This window comes from Vibrio sp. 10N.222.52.B12 (assembly GCF_002875385.1).
Classification (GTDB): Bacteria; Pseudomonadota; Gammaproteobacteria; order Enterobacterales; family Vibrionaceae; genus Vibrio; species Vibrio jasicida.
Genome location: NZ_MDAW01000036.1, coordinates 1 through 25,381 on the forward strand (window position 1 = coordinate 1; position 25,381 = coordinate 25,381).

The window sequence follows — 25,381 nt, forward strand, 5'->3', positions numbered from 1 at the left end:
GGGGCGGACCATACATTTTTTTGTAACCGCGGCAAAAATCATTAACAGTTCAACTAAGGTAATAGACGACGTATGTTCTCTAAGTGCGTCAGTATTTCTTGCTTGTCATAAAGCGTGTCCGCCTTTGCTGATGTGCTTTGTCGTTCAACCAAGCTGATTGGCAATACTTTTGACACAACGCCTTGCCCTTTTTCCATCTGACTCAGTACTAACTTGACCGCCCTACGTCCAAGTTCATTGAAATCTTGCTTAATCGTTGTCAGAGGGGGTGAGAAAAACTGGCTGTCTTGAATGCCATCGAACCCAACCACAGAGACGGTTTTAGGTACATTAATACCCGCCTCCGAAAGCGCGCATAACACGCCAAGCGCCATCTGATCATTCGCCACCAATACAGCATCAAAAGGCACACCTTTTAACACGGCGTCTTTAATAGCGTTGTAGCCACTGGCTGCTTGCCAATCTCCCTCATAGTATGCCGCTTGCACCAATTCATGTTGCTGAATCTGTGATTGCCATTCTTGGTAACGAATCTGAGAAGCCGTAGATGCCTTGGGGCCAGAAATACACACGAAGGATTCGCGCTTATGTTCGATCAAGTGAGAGATCGCTAAATTTGCCCCAGCTTTATGGTCACAACTGAGAGAATTGACGGGCGTCCCCTCGGGTACATCAATAAAAACCAGCGTGAGCTGACTGAACTGCTCCACAAGGTTTTCTGCCATCTCTCTGGTTACCGGGGCGTTGATGATAATGGCATCAACTTGCTGGGCAATGAGCTCTCGGATTGCACTACGGAATTCCTCAATGGAGTTGTCACCTAACACTGCCAGCGCCGTCGCGTAATCCATCTCGTGCGCTTGGTTGCGAACGCCATTAGCAATAAGAGCCACACCATGCAGTGAGATATCCAAAGAGACAATACCGATGATCCGCGACTTCGCTCGGCTCAACATTTGTGCCCCTTTGTTCGGCACGTATCCAAGCTTTTTGATTGCGTCGTTAACTCGCTTTCGTGTTTCTTCTGCGACGTTATCCGCGCCGTTGGTTACACGCGACACGGTTTGTGTCGAAACTCCAGCTAACCGTGCAACATCTTTAAACGTAACTGCCACTGCGTTCTCCTATTCTGATTTGCTGTTTACTCTACCAAATTCATTCGAATGTTCTCGTGAACAATGTCGTAAAAAACATGAAAAAATGTTCCCGAAAACAGTAGATCTAGCACACAAAACCACGTTCTAAAGCCTGTTCAAAGTCACATTTAAACGGCTATTTAATCGAAATAAAACCAAACAGGCGCATGATTATTTTTAGATTAAATGTTTGCGAAAACAGAGAAACAACATGCAAAAAATTGTTCACTTAAAATCCAAGAATCACAGCATGATCATTAAAGTGGATCGTGTTCCTGAAATCCTTCATTGGGGCGCAAAGATCGCTCAAATCGATCCCGATTTAATGCTCTCAACCGAACGTCCTATCTCGCAGGCTCGCCTTGATGTTGACGTACCCTTATCACTCTGTCCTGAGCTTGGTAGTGGTCACTTTAATGCGCCTGGGATTGAGGGACATCGCAATGGCGAAGACTGGGCTCCCGTGTTCACAACCACATCCATAGAGCACGATGACAACAGCGCGACATTTACTCTGCAAGATGACATCGCTGGTCTTGAATTATTGATTGAGCTACAACTGGACTTTAACAGTGATGTGGTACAAAAACGCATCACCGTAAAAAACACGACTGCCGGTGAGTATTGCTTGGGTAAGCTCTCCTCTACCCTGCCACTTCCTAACCATACAAACGAGCTGATGACGTTCCACGGTCGCTGGTGTCATGAGTTTCAAACTCAGCGTCTGAGCTTTGAGCATGGTGGCTTTATGCAAGAAAACCGTCGCGGTCGCACCTCTCACGAGAACTTCCCAGGTTTGTTCGCGGGCACTAATGGCTTTAGTGAACAATTGGGGCAAGTTTGGGGCTTCCATCTTGGTTGGAGTGGTAACCACCAACTGCGTGCCGATGTTCGCAGTGACGGTCGTCGCTTTGTTCAAGCTAGTGAACTGCTACTGTCTGGTGAAAAGCGTCTACAAAGCGGTGAAGCCTACCAATCACCATGGCTTTACGCGACATACAGTAACTCGGGGTTGAATGGAATATCAGAGCGATTCCACGAGTTTGTTCGTGCCAATATTATCCAATTTCCAAACAACAGACCTCGCCCTGTTCACTTAAACACGTGGGAAGGCATCTACTTCGATCACAAGCCTGAATACATCATGCAGATGGCAACAGAAACGGCTGAGATGGGTGTCGAGCGCTTCATCATTGACGATGGTTGGTTCATTGGTCGTGATGGCGAACGTGCAGCGCTTGGTGACTGGTACTTGGATGAAACGAAGTACCCGAATGGTCTTGAGCCTGTCATCGAGCACGTAAACAACAAAGGCATGGAGTTTGGTCTTTGGGTAGAGCCAGAGATGGTCAGCCAAGACTCAAATCTCTATCGCCAGCACCCAGATTGGGTATTAAGTCTGCAAGGCTACCACCAACCTTCAGGCCGCTGGCAATACGTGTTGGATTTGCAAAACCAAGATTGCTTCAACTACCTGTTTGAGCGTTTGAATGACTTACTGACTCGTTACAACATCGGCTACCTGAAATGGGACATGAACCGTGAATTGGTTCAGCCAGGGCATCAAGGTAAACCCGCTGTGCATGGCCAAACGAAAGCGCTTTACCGCTTGCTAGACGAGCTTCAAGCTGCGCATCCGGCGGTTGAAATTGAGTCTTGCTCTTCGGGTGGTGGCCGTATTGATTTTGAGATCCTTAAACGCACTCACCGTTTCTGGGCTTCTGATTGTAACGATGCGCTGGAACGTCAAGCGATTCAACGTGGTATGAGCTACTTCTTCCCGCCTGAAGTCATGGGTGCTCACATTGGTCCTGCAGAGTGTCACTCAACCAATCGTCGCCATGCGATCAACATGCGTGGAGTGACGGCGTTAAGTGGTCACATGGGTGTGGAGCTCGATCCAGTAAAAGAAAGCGCTGAAGAAAAACAAGCGTTTGCTCATTACATTCAACTGCACAAACAGTATCGCGATTTGCTTCATTCTGGACGTACTTTCCGCATCGATCCTGCCGATCAAAACCAGAACATCTATGGCGTTGAGAACGGACAAGAAATGCTGATTACGGTGTGTCAGTTGGCAATGCCAAATCATGCGCTGCCATCTCCACTTCGCGTCAGTTGTGCGGATGAAAACGCCCGTTACGAAGTTAATATTGTTGAAATGCCAAAAACCAGCTTCCAGTTGATGAAGCAACGTCCGCAATGGCTAGACAAAACCCTGACGCTAAGTGGCGATAACTTAAAGGAAATTGGGGTGACGCTTCCGATTCTCGATCCAGAATCGGCGCTCATTGTTCATCTTAAGAAAATGTAAACCTCTACCTGTGCCCTCTAGCGACCGGGTTTCAACTTCGCGTTGTTCCTGATAAAACACTCCTATACGCGCTAGAGGGGCACCCTACAACTAACAAGCAAAACTTAATTGCTTAACTTGTTAAGGAAACAAAATGTCTATTACAGTATTACTTTCGTTCTTGCTGTTTACAGGCTTTGTTGTGGTGTTCACTTACAGCAAAGTTAAAAACGATAAAAACACCTCTCAAGACGGTTTCTTCCTTGGTGGACGAAGCTTAACAGGCGGGCTCATTGCCAGCTCCTTGATTCTGACCAACCTGAGTGCCACCAGCTTTGTTGGCATGAGTGCACAATCCTACACCCACAACATGAGTGTGATGGGCTGGGAAGTGGCCTCTGGCGTTACACTGGTTATCATTGCGCTGCTGCTTGTTCCTCGCTACCTCAAGCAAGGCATCACCACCATTCCAGACTTCTTAGAAAGCCGTTACGACATGTCGGTGAAGAAGTTCGTTACCCTGTTGTTCTTGTGCCAATACGTCATCAACATTCTACCTACCACTCTTTACGCTGGCGCAGTGGTACTGGGCGAAATCTTTGATGTGCAAGGTTTACTGGGCATTTCAGAGTTCAGCTCTATCGCCCTGATTTCTGCCACTATTGGTTTGCTGGGTTTCTTTTACGCGATTTACGGCGGTCTAAAAGCCGTGGTAATTGCAGACACGATCAACGGCGTAGGCTTGATCACCGGCGGTTTGATGATCCCAGTATTTGGTCTAATGGCATTAGGCGGCGGTAACTTTATGGAAGGTTTAGACGTATTGCTGACTACCGCACCGGAAAAGCTGCAATCCGTAGGTAAAGAGACCGACCCACTGCCTTTCTCTACCCTGTTCACAGGTCTATTGTTGGTGAACTTGTACTACTGGGGTACTGACCAATCTATTATCCAACGTGCACTTGGCGCGAAAAACCTCAAAGAAGGTCAGAAAGGCGTGATTCTGGCGGGTGCGATTAAAGTTATCTCTCCACTTTTCCTAATCATTCCGGGCATCATTGCGTTCCATATGTTTGGCGCAGATGCGGGCAACCCAGATACGATGTACACACGCTTGGTGAACGAAGTATTACCTAAGCCGCTTGTTGGTTTCTTCGTTGCGGTCATGTTCGGCGCTATCCTAAGTACCTTTAACGGCGTATTGAACAGCTCAACCACCTTGTTTGCCTTGAACGTTTACAAACCACTATTTGGCAAAGACAAATCGGATGAAGAGTTGGTCGGTAAAGGTCGTATCTTCGGCGTTATCATTGCGATCATTTCGGTCTGTATTGCCCCTTTCATCATGTACGCACCGGAAGGCTTGTTCCAATACCTACAAATGGTTGCGGGTTTCTTTAGTGTGCCTATCTTCACTATCGTGTTTGTGGGCTACATTTCAAAACGCGTTCCTGCTATTGCCGCTAAAGTTGCTTTGGTCGTGTTTGTTAGCTCCTACGCTGCGATGCAATTGGTCTTTGGTACACCAATTCACTTCCTACACCAATTAGCAATTCTATTCGTCGTGTGTACTGCTCTGATGTTTGCGATTGGTTACTTTATGCCGCGTGATACAGACTACGTAATGCCAGTAAATGAGAACATCGATGTCACACCGTGGTCATTCCGCTTTGAAGCATCAGCGGTCATCATCTACATGGTATTGGGCGCTTACGTAATGTTCTCAGACTTCGGTTTTGTCTCAAGCGATCAGACTATCATGCAAGTGTACGGCTTCTGTGGTCTGGTCTTGATGTTCGGTGTGGTTTCTAACTACTTCATCAAACGTAGAAAGCACAAAGAAGTGTCAAAGCTCAATGACATGTACATGCCTTAAGTCGACTTAGATTGCGCACATAAAAATCGGAGCGCTGGCTCCGATTTTTGTTTTCTACCGAAACTTCGTCATCAACAAAGAGCTTTTGAGGAAAGAAATGTCTCCTAAAGGCACTTTTAACCTTTCGGATTTTTCGAGGTAAACGCAACACAGGAAGAACAAATACATAGAGCAAGATAATTAGAACGAAACTTTAAATAAATTATGCAAATACATCATCAGACCTTATAAAACCTAGAAATCTCGATATTCATGCAATCATCTATTCGCCGCTCTGTTCACATTAATGAGTGTCCCTGTAAGGCAAGTCGAAGTGCGGTTTTACTTTCAAGTTAAAGATGCACCCTATTTCCCTTTCCCTTTCCCTTTCCCTATCCTTATAGCGCTTAATGAAATCTATCGCTAGAATCGCAGGTCTTTGATTTTACAAGTGACAGATCAATCAACAGCATCAATAACATAACCAAGTTCCTCTCTAGAAGCGCAACCAAGAGTGAAAATAGTGATGCTGAAGATGTTCCTAGAAAGGTTAATCATGGCGAATACTAACTACAACGCACCGCTAACATTGCAACTTTATTTAGCCGCTGCATTCTTTTTTGGCACCTATGGCGGACGCGTCTGCCCCATGCTCAGTACGCTCAGCGTTTACGAAGTCATTTTGCACTGCGCCGTGGTGTTTACCTTCATCTATTTAGTGCGTCACTTTATTCTCGCAACACACCCGTTAATTGCACAAAACCGCCAAGCGAAGCTGGATACGATTTTATTTACTGCGGTTAGCATCCCTTTCGCGGCTTATTACAACCTCCAGTATGACTTTACTTTCGATAGCAATGTAAAGGTCCTATTTGGCATGGGATTGTTTGGCTTCCTGACAGGCTCTATCCTTCAACTGCAAAGCAAATTGGCTCAATTTAATGACTTGCGCCAGCAAAACCAATTCGATTTTGTCCTCTCAGGGCAACGCCAGTCTATGGTCAAACAGATGATCGGGATGATGATTGCGTTACTGATCACTCTCACCGCAATCTTAACCATGGTCGCAGTAAAAGACATTTATTGGTTAGAGCAAAACCCAGAACAAATCAGCAATGGTTTAGGCAAGATCAGTTTTATCAAGGAACTGGTGTATATCGCGTTGGTTGTAGGGGGATACGTTATTGCCATCATGGTGTTATGGACTCGCTTGATGCAGAAGATTTTGTTTAGCCAAGAACAAGCATTATTGGAAGTCACTCAAGGTAAGGTGGCTCAACGCCTCCCGGTCTTCCAACATGATGAGCTAGGCTCAATGGCCTGCCTCACCAACCAAATGCTAGACAGCTTGCAAGTTTCGCAAGACGAGGTGAAAACGACGCGTGATGTTGCCATTGTCAGCCTGTCCGCCTTGGCAGAGTCTCGCGATAACGAAACTGGTGCTCATATCATGCGAACGCAGGAATACGTCAAAGTGCTGGCAGAACACTTAAGTCAGTTTGAACAACATCGCATGTTACTGACTCCCAATTACATTGAACTGTTGTATAAATCGGCCCCGCTTCACGATGTGGGTAAAGTCGGCGTGCCTGATAGTGTGTTACTCAAACCGGGTAAATTGACCGACGAAGAATTTGAGATCATGAAGGGTCATGCTGAAATTGGTGCCGAAGCGTTGTCAATTGCAGAAAAACAGCTAGAAAGTAGCTCATTTTTGCGAGTTGCGAAAGAGATCGCGCTGACACACCATGAAAAGTGGGATGGAAGTGGTTATCCAAATCAACTCTCGGGTGAAAGCATTCCCCTCTCTGGCCGATTGATGGCACTCGCAGATGTTTATGATGCACTTATATCAAAGCGTGTATACAAGCCAGCGTTCAGTCATGACAAGGCAAAATCAATCATTCTTGAAGGAAATGGCAAACATTTTGACCCGCAAGTTGTCGACGCTTTCCTTGCTGTAGAAGCACAGTTTCAGCATATCGCACATCAATATCAAGATGCTCAAGATCTCGCCGCTTAGCGAATTATCCCCCTCTTAACTCCACAGTTAAGAGGGGTTTTCATAGCAAAATCTTTGCTTATGTTAGAATTCTGTTTCAAATCAAAACTTTTTTAAGTTTTCTTTTCACTAACTGTTGTAACGAATATTGCTGAAAGGTATAAATGTCAGCAGACCCCTTCGATTAACATGGATGAAGATTATGTTTGAAAAAGTAGTTGCCGCTCCGGCCGACCCTATTCTTGGACTTACTGAAGAGTTTAAAAAAGATACTCGCGCTGAAAAAATCAACCTAGGCGTTGGTATTTACAAGAACGAACAAGGTGAAACCCCTGTTCTTGCTACCGTAAAGAAAGCCGAAGCAGCACTGATTGAAACTGAAAAAACCAAATCTTACCTAACAATCGAAGGTACAGCAGAATATGGTCTGGCAGTACAAAAACTGCTATTTGGTGCAGACGCAGAAATCGTTACGAGCAAGCGAGCTAAAACAGCTCAAGCACCTGGTGGTACGGGCGCTCTGCGCGTTGCCGGCGAGTTTATTAAACGTCAGCTTGGCGAAGTGAAGATCTGGATCAGCAACCCAACTTGGGCAAACCACAACGGCGTGTTCACTGCTGCAGGCATTGAAACGGCACAATACAGCTACTACAACGCAGAAACGAAAGACAAAGACTTTGATGCGATGCTGACAGATCTTCAAGCTGCATCGGAAGGCGATGTTGTGCTTCTGCATGGCTGCTGCCACAACCCTACTGGTATCGATCCAACGGCTGAAGAGTGGGAAGCTCTGGCGAAGCTAGTGGCAGACAAGAAACTACTGCCTCTATTTGACTTTGCATACCAAGGTTTTGCGAAAGGTGTCGAAGAAGATGCAGAAGGTCTTCGTATTTTCGCGAAGTACAACAAAGAAATCCTAGTGGCGAGCTCTTTTTCTAAGAATTTCGGCCTATACAACGAGCGTGTAGGTGCATTCACTCTAGTTGCTGAATCAGAAGAAGTAGCAACAACCGCATTCTCGCAAGTGAAAGCTATCATCCGTTCTATCTACTCTAACCCACCAGCGCACGGCAGTGCAGTTGTGACTCACATTCTAGGCGATGCAGAATTACGCGCAGAGTGGGAAGCTGAAGTAGCAGAAATGCGTGACCGTATCCAAGAGATGCGTGAGCTATTCGTTGCAACTCTGAAAGCTGAAGGTGTAGACGCTGACTTCAGCTTCATCGAGCGCCAAAACGGTATGTTCTCATTCTCTGGTCTATCTAAAGAACAGGTAAACCGCCTGAAGGAAGAGTTTGCAATCTACATTGTTGGCTCTGGTCGTATCAGCGTAGCAGGCATGACGAAGTCAAACATGGGTCCTCTATGTAAAGGCATTGCGGCAGTTCTATAACTCCGCTTTAGCTAATAGAAAGCACAATCAGAAAAGGTCAGCACATGCTGACCTTTTTGTTTTTGTGTGTTTCATTTCAAACAGCACCGTCACAAGCCGATGATGTAATTCAACCATTGCTCTAATAAACGAACTTAAAGCTGATGCCCACTTCGTTAATATGATCAGAGCTCTGATTTTGATAATCCGTATCTCGGAACTGATAGTACAAACCTGTACCAATCACATCATGCCACTGATAATTGAAAGCAATCTTGTAGTTGTTCTCATCAACGATATCACTTCGATTTAAATGCACTTCAGCCGTACCCATTAATTTTTCACTGAACAGGTAGTTAGCACCAATCGTCACGCCTTGGATAAACTCGTTTTCTGATGAAATCGTATTGTCACTCTTATCATCGGTTGCCTTAGCTTTTATGGCACCGAGCCCATAAACGCCATACACATCCAGTTTTTCGTTAATACCATAACGGTATCCACCACCAAACATTAAACGGTCAATGCGCAAAGTGAAGTCGTCTGGGTGGAAAAACTGTGCGGAGTAATCCACATTAAACAACCAGTTATCGGTCAGCAGATAGTTACCACCCAATCCTACGGTGGTGGCATTCGAGTTATCTAACCATTCTTCGTTGGTCGTACCCGCGCCGAGGTCGAGGTTAATGTGTTCATACCCAAATTTTGCGGCTTGTTCTGCCTCTGAGGCAACGCTCATTATAGGTAATGCTACAAGAGGTGCAGCTAATAACAATCTTACCATTTTACTTCCTTCCATGAGTGTCATCCAAAAGTACTTATGCTCTCTAGTTCGACTACAGTTTATTGATTTAATTCGGCATCTTGATGACAGCGTAGCCGAATTGATGGCGCTTTGCCGTGCGACTTGTCTGAATCTTATCATTGCGCACGAAAAACAGTGATCCGATAAGATTCTGTTTTAAAACTAAGTTAAGATTACTCTATCACTTGCAAACCAAAAGGCACCTTAATGGAAGCAGAACTTCTCGAGATATATAACTTTCTCGCCAAGTATCCCCCATTCAACGAGCTTCCGGAAGAAACGCTCATCAAAGTGACAGAGAACATCGAGATCTCTTACTACCGTCAGGACACCCCTATCATCCATTTAGGAGACCAAATTGACGACCTATATATGGTAAGAAGTGGCGTAGTTGAAGTCTATCGACGCAAAGGTGAGCTCTACAACCGCCTCGATGAAGGTGATCTTTTCGGTCAAATGGGCCTTCTTACTAACAACAAAGTTCGCTTTCCAGTAAAGGCAATCGAAGACTCCCTGCTCTACTGCATTCCGCAAGACATTTTCCAAGAGCTTTACGATAACTTTGACTCGTTTGCCGACTTTGTCGAAGTTGAAAACAGTGCAAGACTACGCCAAGCCGTGTCTGAAAATAATGACGCGAATGATCTGACGACATCGAAAGTAAAAACACTGCTGACGCGCGATGCGCCGACCATTGAGCGAGGCCAAACCATTCAAGAAGCCGCACAGCTTATGGCGCAAGACAATGTCTCTTCGTTGTTGATTGTCGACCCTGAATTTGTTCTTGATGAAGATGACCCGCAATCGCCTGTCGTTGGTATTATTACTGACCGCGATTTGTGTACCCGTGTTTTGGCCGAAGGTTTGTCGCCTCAAGATGACGTTTCAACGGTGATGACGACAGAAGTTATTTCCCTCGATCACAACGCCTATGTGTATGAAGCCATGCTAACCATGCTGCGCTATAACGTGCATCATTTACCTGTCGTGAAAGACCAGATGCCAATTGGCATTATTGAAGCCACCGATATCGTTCGTTACGAATCTCAAAACTCTCTGTTGTTGGTGAGCAGTATTTTCCAGCAACAAACCATCGAAGATTTAGCGATCGTTGCCGACGAAGTGAAAAGCAGCTTTGTACGTTTAGTAAATGAAGACGCAAACTCTCACATGGTTGGCAGTGCGATGTCAGTGATCGGGCGCAGCTTCAAGCAGCGCTTGCTTGAGATGGCAGAAGAAGAATTAGGCCCACCACCCATTCCCTATTGCTTCCTAGCACTGGGCTCAATGGGTCGAGATGAGCAGTTGTTGGTCACAGACCAAGACAATGCCATCATCCTTGATGATACATACAAAGAAGACAAGCACGGCAAGTATTTTGAAGCGCTGGCGCAATATGTCAGTGACGGTTTGAACGTATGTGGTTACAAGTATTGTACCGGCGACATTATGGCAACCAACCCTGAATGGCGTATGACTCGCTCGCAATGGGAAGAGTGCTTTGCAGACTGGATTGATGACCCTAACCCGAAAGCGCTACTGAATGCGTCTATTTTCTTTGACTTAGATGGCGTTTATGGCCGCTTAAAATGGGCAGAACAACTGACCAGCTTTATCGTTCGTCGCGCGCGTAAGAATAACCGCTTCCTCGCTTGCTTAGCTCGCAACGCCTTAAATCGAACGCCTCCACTTGGATTCTTCAAAGACTTCGTGATGGAAAAAGATGGTCAACACAAAAACTCGATCAACTTAAAGCGTCGTGGTACGGCACCATTGGTGGATTTGATTCGTGTTCACTCTTTGGCGGTAGGTTCTCGAGCTCAAAACTCTTTTGAGCGTTTGGATGACATCATTGACGCGGGCATCTTACCGAAAGGACGTGCGCAGGACTTGAAGGACGCAATGGAGTTCATCTCTATGGTTCGCATCCGTCACCAAGCCATCGATGTTGAACTCGGTATTGAGCCGGATAACAACATCGAACCAGAGAACTTATCGGATTTTGAACGACGTAATCTTAAGGATGCTTTCCAAATCTTGAGTAATGGTCAGAACTTCCTCAAGTTCCGTTATCAGGCAAGCAATAAGTTTAAGTGAGACACGGAATGATAAAGAAGCTGTTTCAAAAACCTTTTGTCCAATGGCCAACCAAGTTTCAAAGCAAATTAGAAAGCGCGAAGGATGAACGTCTGGTCGCTTTCTATAGCACCGCACTGCCTGCGCCAGAAACACCATTATCTGAGGTAGAGTTTGTCGCCTTGGACTTTGAGACTACTGGGTTGAATCCGCAAAAGAACGGCATTATCACCATTGGTTTGGTGCCGTTTAATCTTAATCGCATTTTCCTTCGCCAAGCAAAGCACTGGAAAGTAAGACCGCAAGAAAAGCTCGATGAAGAATCAGTCATCATTCACGGCATTACACACAGTGAGCTGATAGACGCACCCGACTTAGGAGAGATCCTCGGACCATTATTGGAAAGCTTAGCGGGCAAAATTGTTGTCGTTCACTATCGTCGTATTGAGCGCGAATTCCTCGACCAAGCGCTGCGAGCGCGCATTAAGGAAGGCATCGAGTTCCCTGTATTGGATACGCTGCAAATTGAAGAGGACATTCAACAGCGCCTCTCTGGCGGCCTTTGGAACAAGTTAAAAGGGAATAAGCCGAAGTCATTGCGCTTAGCTCAATCTCGTCGCCGTTATGGTCTGCCGGATTATACACCTCATCATGCGTTAACGGATGCAATCGCCACAGCAGAACTACTTCAAGCCCAAATTGCCCATCACTACAGCGAAGAGCAACCTATCAGTAGTCTTTGGCTGTAGGTCATAGCGAATCGAGAATACTTTCCGCTGATAAACAAAAAAGGAGCCAATCGGCTCCTTTTTAATGCTCAAATCACTTACAGTTTAAAGCGATTGATCTCTTGTTCTAGCTCATGAGAAAGCTCAGATAGGTGCGCGGCTTGCTCTGCGGCCTGATGCGCTTCAACAGACAGTTCGTTAGAGACATCGCGGATGCCTTCTGTGTTGCGCGTAATTTCTGTTGTTACGGACGCTTGCTCTTCAGCAGCAGACGCAATTTGTGTTGCCATGTCGCTAATGCGTTCTACTGCAGTGTGAATCTGAGTGAGGCTCACCGCTGCTGAGTTCGCATCATCCACGCTGGTGTCAGCAAGACGACGACTGTCATCCATAATACCTACAGCTTTTGCTGTCGTACCTTGCAACATCTCAATCGTTTCTTGAATCTCTTGAGTAGACGCGTGAGTACGTTGACTCAGAACACGAACCTCATCAGCAACCACCGCAAAACCACGACCTTGCTCACCCGCGCGCGCCGCTTCAATCGCAGCGTTCAACGCAAGTAAGTTGGTTTGCTCTGCAATACCTTGGATCGTGGAAAGAATCGTATTGATTGCATTACCGTGCGCCTCAAGCTCTTGAATCACGTTCGTCGCCACTTGGACTTCTTGTGCAAGGTTCTGGATAGAGCCTTGAGTTTGAGTCACTTGACCTGAACCATGAACACACGCTTGCACCGCTTCTTCTGAGCTTGATGCAGTATTGTCAGCATTGCCTGCAATCTCTTGTGTCGCCGCAGCCATTTCATTTACCGCAGTCGCAACCATGTTGATTTCGTCTTGCTGGTAAGAAATACGTTGGCTACGCTCCTCAGCCTGCTGAGCGGTCGTACGAGCTTGCTCTGACAACGATGCAGAAACGTGACTAAGCTTGGTCACCATAGTATGCATGTTGCCCACAAAGCGGTTAAAGTTTTCGGCAAGTTTACCAACTTCATCATCGCTACGTGGTTCAAGACGTTGTGTTAAGTCACCTTCACCAGAAGCAATCTCTTCAAGCGCCTGCGATACACGGCCAAGATCGCGGAACAAGAAGCCGACTAACCAAGACACCGCTGCAATCACTACGATGGTGATGAGAACAGCTGTAATCAGCATTTCGCGTAGTAATTGTGCATGGCTCGCCTCTTCAGTTGCACGATCCATTTCAATCGCGAACATCCAGTTTGTACCTGGCACTTTGCTGAAGTAGTAAAGCTTCTCTTGACCTTTGATCGTTGTTGTCTCAATCGAACTTGTATTGGCTGCACGCTCAATCGAATCTTTTGAAAATTGGTTAGAAAGGTCCGTAATTGGCTTAAGCGTCAAGCTCTTGTTCGGGTGCGCAAGGAAAGTACCGTCGTTCATGTCGATCAACATGGCATGCGCATTTTCACCCGCGTCCAAGCTGATCACGTCATTGATCAACTGATCAATCAGAACGTCAGCACCCACTACACCAATGAACTTACCGTTCTTCATTACCGGTTCGGCAATGGTCACCAGTAGAGCGTTAGTGATCGCATCCTGATACGCTTCAGTGATGATCTGCTTACCCGCTGATTTCGCTTCAGTGTACCAAGGGCGAGTACGAGGATCGTAATCGGCACGGTTGCGTTCTGGATGAGAACGGTACATACCACCTTCCGGAGTACCTAGGAAGATATCGTCAAAGCCCCCCGCTTTGCGTGCTTGTTGTAGGAAAGGCACAACGTCTTGCTCAGTTGAGTAATCGTTGAAAGCCGTCGCAATGTCTTTGCGAATCGCAACCCAGTCAGAAATACCTTCTGATGCTGCGTTACTTAGGCTTTGTGCTCGTGAATAGACACCTGAACGCGTCTGATCAAACAATTGACCAGCCGACAACCAAGTTAATGCTGTTGCCATCACTACAACAGCAGAGAGGCTTGCGCCAATTAGCTTTTGTTTTAATGATAATTTCATAATTATTATAAGAAGTTGGGAGAACAGTTAAGGAGGCTGAATCTTACACATTTCTGACAAAGTAATCACGAAGATTGTTCACAAATTTAATACGATAACCTGTTGTAAAATAAAGAATTTGATTCGCCATTTTTTTGGCAAGCGTCAGAAAAATCGCACAAAAAAAGCCAGCATTACGCTGGCTTTTTAACTCATTAATATCTAAGAGATATTTATAAATTTTATCAATTATTGTCGTTCTGTTCTCATGCCCATCAATAAACTGACACACATAGCAAGCAATACGAATGTGAATGGAAGCGCAGTTGAGATAGCACCAGCTTGCAGTGCTTGAACCGCTTCTGAGCCACCGATCCACAGTAGTGCAACCGCAATTGCACCTTCCATAAATGCCCAGAATACACGTTGTAGAACTGGCGCATCCACTTTACCACCAGCGGTAATGCTGTCGATAACTAAAGAACCAGAGTCTGAAGAGGTAATAAAGAATACCAATACCAGAACAACCGCAATGATAGATAGGATGTTACCAAATGGCAGAACATCAAACATTTGGAACATCGCTAATGAAACGTCAGTTAGACCGTTTGCACCTAGCTCACCCACATTGTTGATCACTTGATCGATAGCTAGACCACCGAATACTGACATCCAAATTAGTGTTACCGCTGTAGGGACAATCAGTACCGCCGTGATGAACTCACGAACTGTACGGCCGCGAGAAACTCGCGCGATGAACATACCAACAAATGGTGACCATGAAATCCACCAAGCCCAGTAGAATACAGTCCAGCCTTGGAACCATGCTTCATCAGTACGACCAAACGGATTACTCAGCGGAATTAGGTTCTCTACATACGACATAAATGTCGTCGGAATAGAACCAAGGCTCACAGCCCAACCAATTAAACCAACAAGGATAAGAAGTAAAAAGGCAATAACCATGTTGATGTTACTAATGACTTTCACACCACCGTCAATACCGCGAATAACGGATACAACAGCGAGTAAAGTCACAACAGTAATGACAACAATCTGCAAGCCAAGCCCAGGCTCAACACCAAACACGTGGTGAATACCACTTGCTGCTTGTTGTGCACCTAAACCCAAAGACGTCGCAAGACCAAATAGAGTTGCTAGTACCGCTAGGATATCAACAATATGACCAGCCCAACCCCAAGCGCGATCACCCAATAACGGGTAGAAGATCGAACGCATTGATAGCGGCAAACCTTTGTTATAGGTAAAGAAGGCGAGTGAAAGCGCAACCACACCGTAAATTGCCCAAGGGTGTAGACCCCAGTGGAACATGGTCGCACCTAGTGCTAACTTAGCCGCCTCTGGTGTATTCGCTTCAACACCCAACGGTGTCTCATACCAACCGGTGAAGTAAGCCACTGGCTCAGCAACACTCCAGAACATCAAGCCGATACCCATACCTGCAGCGAACAGCATAGAAAGCCATGATATGAAAGAGTAATCGGCAACGGCATCTTTACCACCAAGGCGAATCTTACCCATTGGTGAAACAATCAATACCAAACAGAAGATAACGAAGATGTTACCGGAAAGGATGAACAGCCAGTCAAATGAGCTGATGATTTTCAGCTTAATGCCATCTAACGCTGTTTTTGCGGTATGTGCATCAAGAACTAATGCAGCAATAAGAAATAGTGCAATGAAACCCGCACTGATACCAAAAACAGGATTATGTACGTCAAAACCCCATTTTTGCACGTTGTCTTGACCAACCGTATAGTCGGTACTGTCGATACTGTACTTATCTATACCTTTTGTCATTGTTCCTCTCTTTTGCATTCTAGTTTTTCGACGCAGCGCCAAAAAACCTTTCGAACACGATACATTTTATTTTCCATGAAAGTGGAAGATCCTACCATTTGAGGCGTTTTTGTCTATCTTTTGCTGATAAAAAATCCAATAACTTACTTTTCAATCAGAAAAATCCACCAAAAAAAGCGAAAACAACCACAGCAATAATTAGACCACAAACATTTCTTACTATAATAATTCTAGGTCATCCTTTTTTACCCGCAAAAAACCATAAATTTAATAAGGAGAGCCAAGGCAAATAATTGAAAAATGGTGTCGCGATCCCTGACTAACCCCTTTTATTAGCAACGCTTTTGAGTTAGTGTCGCGTCGTTACATGATCCCTTAATGACTGGATTACTAAATTGGAAAAGTACGAAGAAGTCTTGGTCTCGATTCGTCAGATCATCCGCGCCATTGATTTACATTCTAAAAAGTTGAGCAAAGAGTCTGGTTTGACGGCTCCACAGCTGATTCTTATGCGTGCCATTAGTGAATTAGACAATGTCACGATTAAGCAACTGTCTAGCCACACCAATATGAGTCAGGCAACCGCTACCACTATTTTAGACCGTTTAGAGCGTAATCAGCTTGTTGAACGCCGCCGTAGTGTGGAAGACAAGCGTAAAGTGCATGCAGTGCTAACAGAAAAAGGACAAGAAGCGTTAAAACAAGCGCCAACGCCACTTCAAGAGCACTTCATCAGCCGCTTCCAAAAACTGGAAGAATGGGAGCAAAGCTTGCTGCTTTCGTCTGTTCAGCGCATTTCTACCATGATGAATGCGGAAGATATCGATGTTGCACCAATGCTAGAGATCGGTAGCATCACCAAACCTGAATAACATGCTTTTGTTAGCGCTCATTCGTCCAGTGATGAGCGCTTTCTCCTACCCAGAAATCACTCTGTCAAACCAGTCTCAAACGCGTATTTAGCCAATTCCGCTGTCGAGTGCAGATCCAACTTGTGCTTAATGTTGTGGCGGTGCGTTTCTACCGTTCGATAGCTAATATCTAAAAGCGTAGCAATTTTTTTGCTGCTATTGCCCTGAGCCACCAGTTTCAATACCGCTTCTTCACGGCGACTGAGTGGGTTCGGCTTTTGTGCCGCAGGTACAACATCTTGTGTAAATAATGTTTGAGTAACCGATTCACAAAAATATGTTGAACCTTGGTTGACGGTTTTTATCGCTTGCACCATTTTTTCTGCCGAGATTTCTTTAAGCATGTAGCCGACCGCACCCGCTTGCATCACCTTCATGATGTATTCACGATTGTCATGCATGGTAAGCATTAAGATTTTACTCTCGGGTCGTTCCTCCTTAATCACCCCCGTGGCTTCGATACCGTTCATGATCGGCATACTGATGTCCATCAAGATGACATCAGGGTTAAGTAACTTAGCGACTTCGATGGCTTCCAGCCCGTTACTCGCAGTACCGATAACATTGATGTCAGACTCAAGCTCCAAGCGTGCCATAAAGCCATCAAGCACGACTTGGTGGTCATCCACAATCACCACACTAATCGGTTTATCCATAAACTAATCCATCCAAATCTAACAAAACGGTAATCTCTGTCCCTAACCTTGGTTCACTCATCAGTTCAAACTCACCACCAATGAATTCGACCCGCTCACGCATGTTACGCAATCCGATACCTTGCCGATGAACCGATTGGTTAACTAAGAACCCCGTACCATCATCACGTATCAGTAATTGCAGCATATTGCCCATTTTTTGCAAAATTACCGTGACCTTTTTTGCCTTCGCGTGTTTCTCAATATTGTTCAACGACTCTTGAGCAACGCGATACAACGTTGTCGCTACTTCGGATTTTAACTTCACATGGTTGGTATCAAAATGGCAGTCGATATCAATACCGGAATGCGAATGAAAATCTTGCAATAAGGTTGATAGCGCCGCCTCAAGACCAATGTCATCCAACGCACTTGGTCTCAACTGATGGGAAATGTGGCGAACTTCATTGATTGCGGTAATCAACGAACGCTGAGATTTATCGAGGTGTGATTTGAGTTTTTCATCGTCGATCCGATGCCCCATTAGATCTAAATGGCATTTACTCGAAACCAATAACTGATTAATGCCATCATGCAACTCTCTAGCTAAATGCTTCTTCTCGTCCTCTTGGAACATCACCGTCTTGTGAGCGAGCTCTTTTAGATGTTTATCGGCTAACCTGTGCTCATGTAGGTTGATTGCAAGAGTTAGAACAATGATGACCGCGACTGTCACCACCAAAATGACAACCACGGTGAAAAACGTTGTCTCGATATTTTGATTCACAGCGGCGCGCATATTAGCCACTTCGCGACTGACATCTTCTATATACAAACCTGTGCCAATCATCCACTCCCACTTATCCAGCCAAGCGGCATAACTCAACTTAGGCACGACTTCCCCCGTAGAAGGCTTCTGCCAAAGGTATTGATGAAAGCCACCTCCAAGCTGAGCCTGATAGAGCAACGCTTCGATGAGGTGGTCGCCGTTTTCATCTTGGATATGCAGTAAGTTCTGCCCAACCAAATCGGGCAAAATAGGATGAACTAAATTGGTTCCGTGTTTATCGTAGGCAAAGAAGTAGCCATCGGAACCGTAGCGAAGTCGATTGAGGATCGCTTTCACTCGTGCTTTGGCAGCATGCTCTTCTATGGTGGGATCATTGTAGATGTGCGAAATCGCATCGAAAGCCAAATCAACGGTGTCTTTCAACGCGACTTCTTTAGATTGAATCAAGCTTTGATGAAAGATTTCCACCTCTCGTTGACCTAGCGTCTTCGCTTGATAAATGGAAATCCAACTGATGCTTGCGGACACCAACAACACGGGGATCAACGCCAGCAAGATAAGTTTGGCTTTAAGAGGCATCCCTTTCCTCCAATGAAACGCTGATTAGCTTAGTGACTAATCAGCTTAACAACTTGTCTCAAAAGGTAAAAACTCTCAGCTCACAAATTCGCCTTTCACCTTTGCATTGCTACGCTAGTGTCACTGCATGCGTATTACGACATGCCGTAGAAACCAGGGAAGAATAACAGAGAGGCGAGTACAACAATTTGAATCGCGATAAACGGCATTACCCCTTTATAAATATCTCGTGTTGTCACACCTGCTGGCGCCACCCCTTTCAGATAGAACAAGCTAAAACCAAACGGTGGTGTGAGGAATGAAGTCTGTAAGTTCATAGCAATCAGAATCGCAAACCACGTCATGTTGATGCCCATGAGCTCAGCAACAGGCGCAATGATTGGGACAATAATGAAACAAATCTCAACGAAATCGATGAAGAAACCGAGAATCAAAATCACGAGCATGGTGATGATCAAGAAGCCCCACTTTTCTCCCGGAAGCTCTAGCATCCACTCTTCTACCAAGTAGTCACCGCCCGTGTAGGTAAATGCCATCGAGAATGCCGTTGCACCCAGTAGAATCGCGAAAACCATCGCTGTGACTTTTACCGTCTCTTTCGATGCTTCGTACACCATCGACCAGCTAAACTGTTTATACAACAGTGACAGCACAATCGCACCTGCACCACCGAGTGCAGCAGATTCTGTTGGCGTCGCAATGCCCGCAAAAATAGAGCCCAGCACCACAATGATCAATGCTAAAGGCGGCAATACAGCTTTCAGCGCGGTGATCACTTCCTCTTTGCGACTGATCGATTCATCACGATCAATAGGACGGGCTGCTTCTGGGTTAAGTTTGGCGTAAATCAGAATATAGATAACATAAGCACCCACCAGCACAATACCCGGCCACACCGCAGCTTGGAACAAATCGCCAACTGGGACACCAAGTACATCGCCCAATAAAATTAATACAATCGAAGGTGGGATAATTTGGCCGAGTGTCCCCGACGCGCAAATAGTGCCGCAAGCTAACCCTTTATCGTAGTTATACTTGAGCATGACGGGAAGAGAGATCAAACCCATCGCGACGACAGACGCTCCAACCACACCGGTCGATGCCGCCAATAACGCCCCCACTAGCACGGTAGAAATCGCAATGCCACCACGAACGCCACCAAATAGACGTCCCATGGATTCCAACAACTGCTCTGCTAACCGTGTCTTTTGTAATACTAACCCCATAAAGACAAAGAGAGGTACAGCCATCAATACCGTGTTTTCCATGATGGATTGAATGCGATATGGCATGAAGGCGAACATCTCGATCCCTTCTGCCCAAACGCCAAAAATTAATGCGATCCCGCCAAAAGTAAAAGCAACAGGAAAACCGAGCAGTAGCGCAAACAAGGCGACAAAAAACATCACTATACCGATCATACTGAATTCCTTTTACGACTTACCGTTATTACCGGCATAGATAAGATGAGGGTTAACAATTTTGTTGATGGAGTGCAGCAGCAATCCCATACCACTGATTGCCATGAACAAGAAAGAAAGTGGGATCATTGCTTTGATAATCCAACGATATGGTAAGCCACCAGGATCACCCGATGTTTCACCCAAGGCATAACTTTCTTTGGCAAAGTCGATGCCGTACCAAGCTACCAATAGACAGAAAGGAAATAAGAAAAAGAGTGTGCCTAAGAGATCGATAACGGATTGAGCTTTATAAGATAAACGCTCATAGAAAATATCCACTCGAACGTGACCACCGGACTTAATCGCGTAAGGAACACCGAGTAAAAATACCGCAGAAAAGAGGTGCCATTCCATTTCTTGAAAGGCAATAGAGACATCATTAAACACGTAACGCATGACAACGTCGTACACCACGTTCGCTAATAACAATATAAATAGGATGCTGGATAACCACCCCAGAAAATCACCGAAGCGGTTAAAGATTCGCTCAATATAAATAAGGCTTCTCATTCCGAACTCCATGGAACGTGTGAATTGGCTCCGCTGGCTCGCGGAGCACTTGTTATGATCTTCTCTAAGAGAAGTTTTTCTTGGGCTTCGCTAGCTGGCTAGAACCAATAGATTCAGCCAGCATATTGAAGTTACTGTTGAGCTTGGCTGTTTAAGTAAGCTCGGTGAGAAATGTCAGACCAAGGACGCACTTGCTCAATATAGCTCGCTTGAGATTCTTGAATCTCTTTTGCCAATGCATCTTTTTCCGCATGTTGTTTTAGAAGACGTTCGTTCGCTTCACGTAGCGCAGAGATAACTTCCGGCGGAAAGTCTTTGACTTGAACATCGGGGTATTCTGATTGAATTGATGCCCAGTTCTTACCACTCTCGTGCTTAGACTGAGTGTACATGTCGTACGCGGCGGCTTTCATCGCAACTTGAAGGATCGCTTTCAAATCATCTGGTAGACGTTCCCAAGTACGCTTGTTCACTAGGAACTGCAGCTCAGTGCCCGGCTCATGCCAACCTGTGTAGTAGTAAGGCGCAATTTTGTGGAAGCCCATACGTAAATCAAGAGAAGGACCTACCCACTCCAATGCATCGATAGTACGACGCTCAAGAGAAGTGTACAGCTCACCCGGTGCGATATTGGTAGGCTTCGCCCCCAGTTCTGCAAGAATTTCACCAGCAAAGCCCGGGATACGCATTTTCAGACCTTGTAGGTCATCGACTGATTTGATTTCTTTCTGAAACCAGCCACCCATTTGGGTATCCGTGTTACCACCAGGGAAAGATAATAGGTTGTGGGGGGAGTAAACTTTTTCCATCAACTCCATACCGCCACCGTAGTAGAACCATGCATATTGTTCTGTTGGCAACATACCGAAAGGCATAGAGGTAAAGTAAAGGGTGTTTGGTACTTTGCCTTTCCAGTAATAGGACGCCGAGTGACCCATGTCGTATTGACCGGATTTCACCATATCAAACACACCAAGTGGTGCTTTATGTTTGTTCGCAGAGTCAATACGGATTTGCAAACGCCCGTTTGACATTTCTTCTGCCATTTTCGCCATGTTTTTAGTCGCATCACCAAAGATTGGGAAGTTCGGCCCCCATGTCTCCGCCAGTTTTAAGCGATAAACTTTGTCGTCAGCAGCATGAGCAGAAGTAGTTAAAAATGCCATAGCAGCAACCATCGCTGTCGCTTTGAGCACTCGTTTCAGAGATTTTTGGATAAGACTCATCGTTCACGTCCTTTGTCACCAAGGTTATTGTTGTCATCCATTACATAAGGATTCGCTATAGAAGATGGGACATTACATGGAAGTAAGAAATGGGCATGAACACGCACAAATTTGTGCTTTGAAACGGGCTTTAGCCATTAGTATTACGTAGTTATACGTAGTCTTTATGATGGCTAAATTTTATAAAGTCTATTAATCAGATAGTTAAGTTAGCATTCTGGATTATAAGAATAAGGAACTACTTAAGTATCTGACTGCAGAAGAATTTACACAGTATTTAAAAAAATGTGACAAATGACGGCTTTATATCTTTAGAATTCTCAATTAGAAACTCTATTAAGCGTATCGCAGGTAAAAAAATACCCCGACCAATGTCGAGGCATTTAATTAGAAAACAGAATTACAGCGGTAATTAAACTGCTTTATAGATAACTTTGTTACCTGCTAACTGCTCTTTTTGAACTAGGTTTTCTTCAAGAAGCTTCTTCAGTGCGCCAGTAGCCCATGATGCCGCTTTAGTGTCTTCTTGACCTGCAGCTTGACCAATACCTTTAGGGTTAATACCTTCAGCATTTGCTACAACGATGTCTAGTACTTGTTGCTGCTTAGGAGTAAGTGCAACCTCAACCGTTTTTGCTGCAGCTACTTTCTTTTCAGCTACAACTTTCTCAGCAACAGAAGGTGCTGCTGCTTTTTCAACAGCAGGCTTAGCCGCTTTAGGTGCAGCAGCTACTTTTGCTACTGTCGCTTTAATGCGTTTTTGCAGTTTCATCTGCACCTTACGCTTATGAGCAAGTCTCATCGAATATTTCTCCAGTTCACTGCATCTCAGCAGGGATGAAAATTTGAAGCGCGTTTTATACCAAAATTCACAAGCGATTTGTAGGTTTTAGCGGCGAAACGCGATGAAAAATGCGCTCACTGCATAGAACGTCTACTATTTAATCAGATAAATTGTGAACGGATTTATTGAATACTGGGTATAAAAACAGAGGTTCTTTGCACTTAATAAGCAACAAGTTGAGCAATCAAAATCAGAGACCTCAGACTCATTATTCATTGAGGTTAAAAGCATGGAAACGCTGCATCTGACTAACTCACATTTCAAATCCAACTCCCCAGTGAACAAACTGATCATGCTCCTTGTGGTGCTGATTACCTTGTTTCTGGTTCTAATTGCACCTGGCTGGAAGCAAGCGATGCTCTCTGTGGTGCTGATGGCCATCATCATCGGCTTTGCAATCATGATGATTAAAAAGAGCCAAGTATCTTATACCTTGACCGCTTCGCATTTTCAGCAGCACCTTTTCAAAGGCGGATGGGTCGTCCGTTGGAAGAATATCGACTCCATTGGTGTGTGTACTTATGAGCAAGAAGGGTGGCATCAACCACTACCTTGGATAGGCATACGCCTCAAGCATTACTCGCCCTACCTCAACGCGATATGTCCACGTATCGCAACTGAAATTTTATTGGGCCAACGCGCACTGCTCTATTTGGGAGCGAGACAAAATAACTGCGAGACAAAGTTCGAAGACATGGTGCTCGACCCTGCTCCCTACATCAATGAGGACGGAATGCAATTCGACGGCCTACAAGCCATGCTAGCAAATAGAATGAGATATCAAAGGAAGTTCTATGGCTATGATGTGTTTATTTCGGCCAGTGATTTGGATAGAGAGGCGGAAGAGTTTGTAGGGTTGGCTCGACGGTACCTAGCGGCAGCCGAGCCAGATGCATAATTTACGAGAGCTAAATCTGCATGCTCTAGTATAGCGGCATCTCATCAGCGACAAACGGGTTAGTTTTACGCTCATGACCAAAAGTCGATTGAGGACCATGACCTGGGACGAAAGTAACGTCGTTACCAAGTGGCCAGAGTTTCTCTTTGATCGAGCCAATAAGCGTGTTGAAATCACCTTGTGGGAAATCTGTACGACCAACACTGCCGTTAAACAGAACATCACCGACAAATGCCAAACGCGCGTCTTCGCTATAAAGCACTACGTGGCCCGGAGTATGGCCTGGCGTGTGGATGACATTTAGGGTTTGCTGACCAAAAGTGACCTTGTCACCTTCATTCAGCCACTGATGAGGTTCAAAGGCCTCTGTCAAAGGAAAACCAAACATTTGGCTTTGGCCTTCTAGGCCTTGCAACCAGAAGTTGTCCGCTTTATGAGGACCAACAATCTCTGTACCGCCCAGCATAGCAGCCAAAGGCTCAGTGCCACCTACATGGTCCAAATGACCATGGGTCAATACTAGATTCACAACGTCAACACCCAGTTCTTTGATTAACATTGCTAGTTGCTTCTCGTCGCCACCTGGATCAACCACAATCCCCTTCATGGTTTCATCACACCAAACGATAGAGCAGTTTTGAGAGAAAGATGTTACTGGAACAACTTGGTATTTCAGAGCCATAGATAACCTATACCGAATAAATTTGCATGAAAACTGCCGCAACTATGACACTAACCCTAAGCGACTTCAAGCTTTGTGGGACGGGTTGTTCACGGCGATTTATCGCAAAAAATAGAGTATCAATAAGGTGTTACCAAGAACGTACTGCTCCGGTATCGATATGAACAAAGTTACTGCGTGGATAATAACCAACCCCACCCGCTTTTAAGCTAAGCGCGGCTTCACGCACGGTAGAGAGCTTCACGCCATCTAAACGGAAATCAATGGCCTTTCCTTCCATGTGCATGCTTTTCTTCGCTACACCTGAAGAGCCATTACGTAAAGATGCATTGGTTACCGGAGAGCGATAGCCGGAAATCACAATGACTTCTGACTCAGTCCCAATTAACTTTTGAATTTGGCTGATTTGGTCGAACAAGCGTCGATCCATTGGGTGCACTTCGTTACGGCGATGATCGCGACAGAACTGATCCAAGCGTTTCAACTCTTCATCCACATAACCTTTACCATCGAAGTAGCAGGACTCTAGCAACTCACCTGTGTTTAAGTTGTTCATTGCGAGTACTCGTGGTTCATCAGGCAACGCAGCCCAAGAGATACTTGGCATTGCAGATGCGACAACCACACCACCAGCGGTCATTTTAAGAAAATCACGACGGGAAAAATTACGACTTACCATTTAAAAGATACTGCTCATTTACTGTACAAGCAGCGGACATTACCGAAACCAATTTAGCGCGTCAAATGCATAAATTGGTCCGGCTTGTCACATTTAGGCTGGAATTCTTGTTTAC

General features: G+C 45.3%; 20 protein-coding genes. 8 read left to right on the forward strand and 12 right to left on the reverse strand.

What is annotated here, in order from left to right:
* Positions 1 to 53: 53 nt before the first annotated feature.
* Positions 54 to 1,115: a LacI family DNA-binding transcriptional regulator gene (locus BCT11_RS02065; RefSeq protein WP_102386955.1), complete on the reverse strand. Its 1,062-nt coding sequence runs from the start codon at positions 1,113 to 1,115 to the stop codon at positions 54 to 56.
* Between the two features lie 232 nt (positions 1,116 to 1,347).
* Here BCT11_RS02065 and BCT11_RS02070 point away from each other — a divergent pair, with 232 nt between their 5' ends.
* The 4 genes from BCT11_RS02070 to BCT11_RS02085 all read left to right on the forward strand — a co-directional run bounded on the left by BCT11_RS02070 (position 1,348) and on the right by BCT11_RS02085 (position 8,679).
* Positions 1,348 to 3,450: an alpha-galactosidase gene (locus BCT11_RS02070; protein WP_102386956.1), complete on the forward strand. Its 2,103-nt coding sequence runs from the start codon at positions 1,348 to 1,350 to the stop codon at positions 3,448 to 3,450.
* Positions 3,451 to 3,583: 133 nt separating this feature from the next.
* Complete coding sequence (locus BCT11_RS02075) at positions 3,584 to 5,305, forward strand: solute:sodium symporter family transporter (RefSeq protein ID WP_102386957.1); 1,722 nt, start codon at positions 3,584 to 3,586, stop codon at positions 5,303 to 5,305.
* 535 nt (positions 5,306 to 5,840) lie between these two features.
* Positions 5,841 to 7,307: an HD domain-containing phosphohydrolase gene (locus BCT11_RS02080; protein WP_102387023.1), complete on the forward strand. Its 1,467-nt coding sequence runs from the start codon at positions 5,841 to 5,843 to the stop codon at positions 7,305 to 7,307.
* 181 nt (positions 7,308 to 7,488) lie between these two features.
* Positions 7,489 to 8,679, forward strand: a complete 1,191-nt coding sequence (locus BCT11_RS02085; protein WP_045407207.1) for an amino acid aminotransferase — start codon at positions 7,489 to 7,491, stop codon at positions 8,677 to 8,679.
* 121 nt (positions 8,680 to 8,800) lie between these two features.
* Here BCT11_RS02085 and BCT11_RS02090 read toward each other — a convergent pair whose 3' ends face one another.
* On the reverse strand, positions 8,801 to 9,442 hold the full coding sequence (locus tag BCT11_RS02090) for an outer membrane beta-barrel protein (RefSeq protein WP_198593897.1): 642 nt from the start codon (positions 9,440 to 9,442) through the stop codon (positions 8,801 to 8,803).
* Positions 9,443 to 9,670: 228 nt separating this feature from the next.
* On the opposite strand from BCT11_RS02090, the gene BCT11_RS02095 reads away from it, so the two are divergent.
* Positions 9,671 to 11,560 (forward strand): DUF294 nucleotidyltransferase-like domain-containing protein, encoded by a 1,890-nt coding sequence (locus tag BCT11_RS02095; RefSeq protein WP_042602704.1) that lies wholly within the window; start codon positions 9,671 to 9,673, stop codon positions 11,558 to 11,560.
* Between the two features lie 8 nt (positions 11,561 to 11,568).
* Positions 11,569 to 12,288, forward strand: a complete 720-nt coding sequence (locus BCT11_RS02100; protein WP_081634795.1) for a 3'-5' exonuclease — start codon at positions 11,569 to 11,571, stop codon at positions 12,286 to 12,288.
* Positions 12,289 to 12,365: 77 nt separating this feature from the next.
* On the opposite strand, the gene BCT11_RS02105 is transcribed toward BCT11_RS02100, so the two are convergent.
* Together BCT11_RS02105 and BCT11_RS02110 are read right to left on the reverse strand one after the other, a co-directional pair.
* Positions 12,366 to 14,249: a methyl-accepting chemotaxis protein gene (locus BCT11_RS02105; RefSeq protein ID WP_102386959.1), complete on the reverse strand. Its 1,884-nt coding sequence runs from the start codon at positions 14,247 to 14,249 to the stop codon at positions 12,366 to 12,368.
* A gap of 228 nt (positions 14,250 to 14,477) precedes the next feature.
* Positions 14,478 to 16,049 (reverse strand): BCCT family transporter, encoded by a 1,572-nt coding sequence (locus BCT11_RS02110; RefSeq protein ID WP_038871767.1) that lies wholly within the window; start codon positions 16,047 to 16,049, stop codon positions 14,478 to 14,480.
* Positions 16,050 to 16,444: 395 nt separating this feature from the next.
* Here BCT11_RS02110 and cosR point away from each other — a divergent pair, with 395 nt between their 5' ends.
* Entirely contained in the window at positions 16,445 to 16,921 is a 477-nt protein-coding gene (gene cosR / locus BCT11_RS02115; protein ID WP_038871769.1) for a MarR family transcriptional regulator CosR, read from the forward strand.
* A gap of 56 nt (positions 16,922 to 16,977) precedes the next feature.
* Here cosR and BCT11_RS02120 read toward each other — a convergent pair whose 3' ends face one another.
* The 6 genes from BCT11_RS02120 to BCT11_RS02145 all read right to left on the reverse strand — a co-directional run bounded on the left by BCT11_RS02120 (position 16,978) and on the right by BCT11_RS02145 (position 22,965).
* Positions 16,978 to 17,616, reverse strand: a complete 639-nt coding sequence (locus BCT11_RS02120) for a response regulator transcription factor (protein WP_038871772.1) — start codon at positions 17,614 to 17,616, stop codon at positions 16,978 to 16,980.
* The gene (locus BCT11_RS02125; protein WP_042602708.1) at positions 17,609 to 18,964 is read right to left on the reverse strand and encodes a cache domain-containing protein; all 1,356 of its coding nucleotides are present in this window, start codon (positions 18,962 to 18,964) and stop codon (positions 17,609 to 17,611) included. The genes BCT11_RS02120 and BCT11_RS02125 overlap by 8 nt, the downstream gene beginning before the upstream one ends.
* Positions 18,965 to 19,098: 134 nt before the next feature.
* Positions 19,099 to 20,385 carry a TRAP transporter large permease subunit gene (locus BCT11_RS02130; protein WP_042605902.1) on the reverse strand — a complete coding sequence of 429 codons (1,287 nt, stop codon included), beginning with the start codon at positions 20,383 to 20,385 and terminating at the stop codon, positions 19,099 to 19,101.
* Positions 20,386 to 20,397: 12 nt separating this feature from the next.
* Positions 20,398 to 20,937, reverse strand: coding sequence for a TRAP transporter small permease subunit (locus tag BCT11_RS02135; protein ID WP_038876092.1), 540 nt, complete (start codon positions 20,935 to 20,937; stop codon positions 20,398 to 20,400).
* A 131-nt stretch (positions 20,938 to 21,068) separates the two neighbouring features.
* Positions 21,069 to 22,163: a TRAP transporter substrate-binding protein gene (locus BCT11_RS02140; protein WP_038871780.1), complete on the reverse strand. Its 1,095-nt coding sequence runs from the start codon at positions 22,161 to 22,163 to the stop codon at positions 21,069 to 21,071.
* A gap of 412 nt (positions 22,164 to 22,575) precedes the next feature.
* On the reverse strand, positions 22,576 to 22,965 hold the full coding sequence (locus tag BCT11_RS02145; RefSeq protein ID WP_038871782.1) for a MarR family transcriptional regulator: 390 nt from the start codon (positions 22,963 to 22,965) through the stop codon (positions 22,576 to 22,578).
* Positions 22,966 to 23,236: 271 nt separating this feature from the next.
* On the opposite strand from BCT11_RS02145, the gene BCT11_RS02150 reads away from it, so the two are divergent.
* The gene (locus BCT11_RS02150; protein WP_038876090.1) at positions 23,237 to 23,905 is read left to right on the forward strand and encodes a DUF2982 domain-containing protein; all 669 of its coding nucleotides are present in this window, start codon (positions 23,237 to 23,239) and stop codon (positions 23,903 to 23,905) included.
* 25 nt (positions 23,906 to 23,930) lie between these two features.
* Here the strand turns inward: BCT11_RS02150 and BCT11_RS02155 are convergent, their stop codons facing one another.
* Positions 23,931 to 24,587 carry an MBL fold metallo-hydrolase gene (locus BCT11_RS02155; RefSeq protein WP_038876088.1) on the reverse strand — a complete coding sequence of 219 codons (657 nt, stop codon included), beginning with the start codon at positions 24,585 to 24,587 and terminating at the stop codon, positions 23,931 to 23,933.
* Between the two features lie 130 nt (positions 24,588 to 24,717).
* Complete coding sequence (locus BCT11_RS02160) at positions 24,718 to 25,266, reverse strand: DUF882 domain-containing protein (protein ID WP_038871788.1); 549 nt, start codon at positions 25,264 to 25,266, stop codon at positions 24,718 to 24,720.
* Between the last annotated feature and the right edge of the window lie 115 nt (positions 25,267 to 25,381).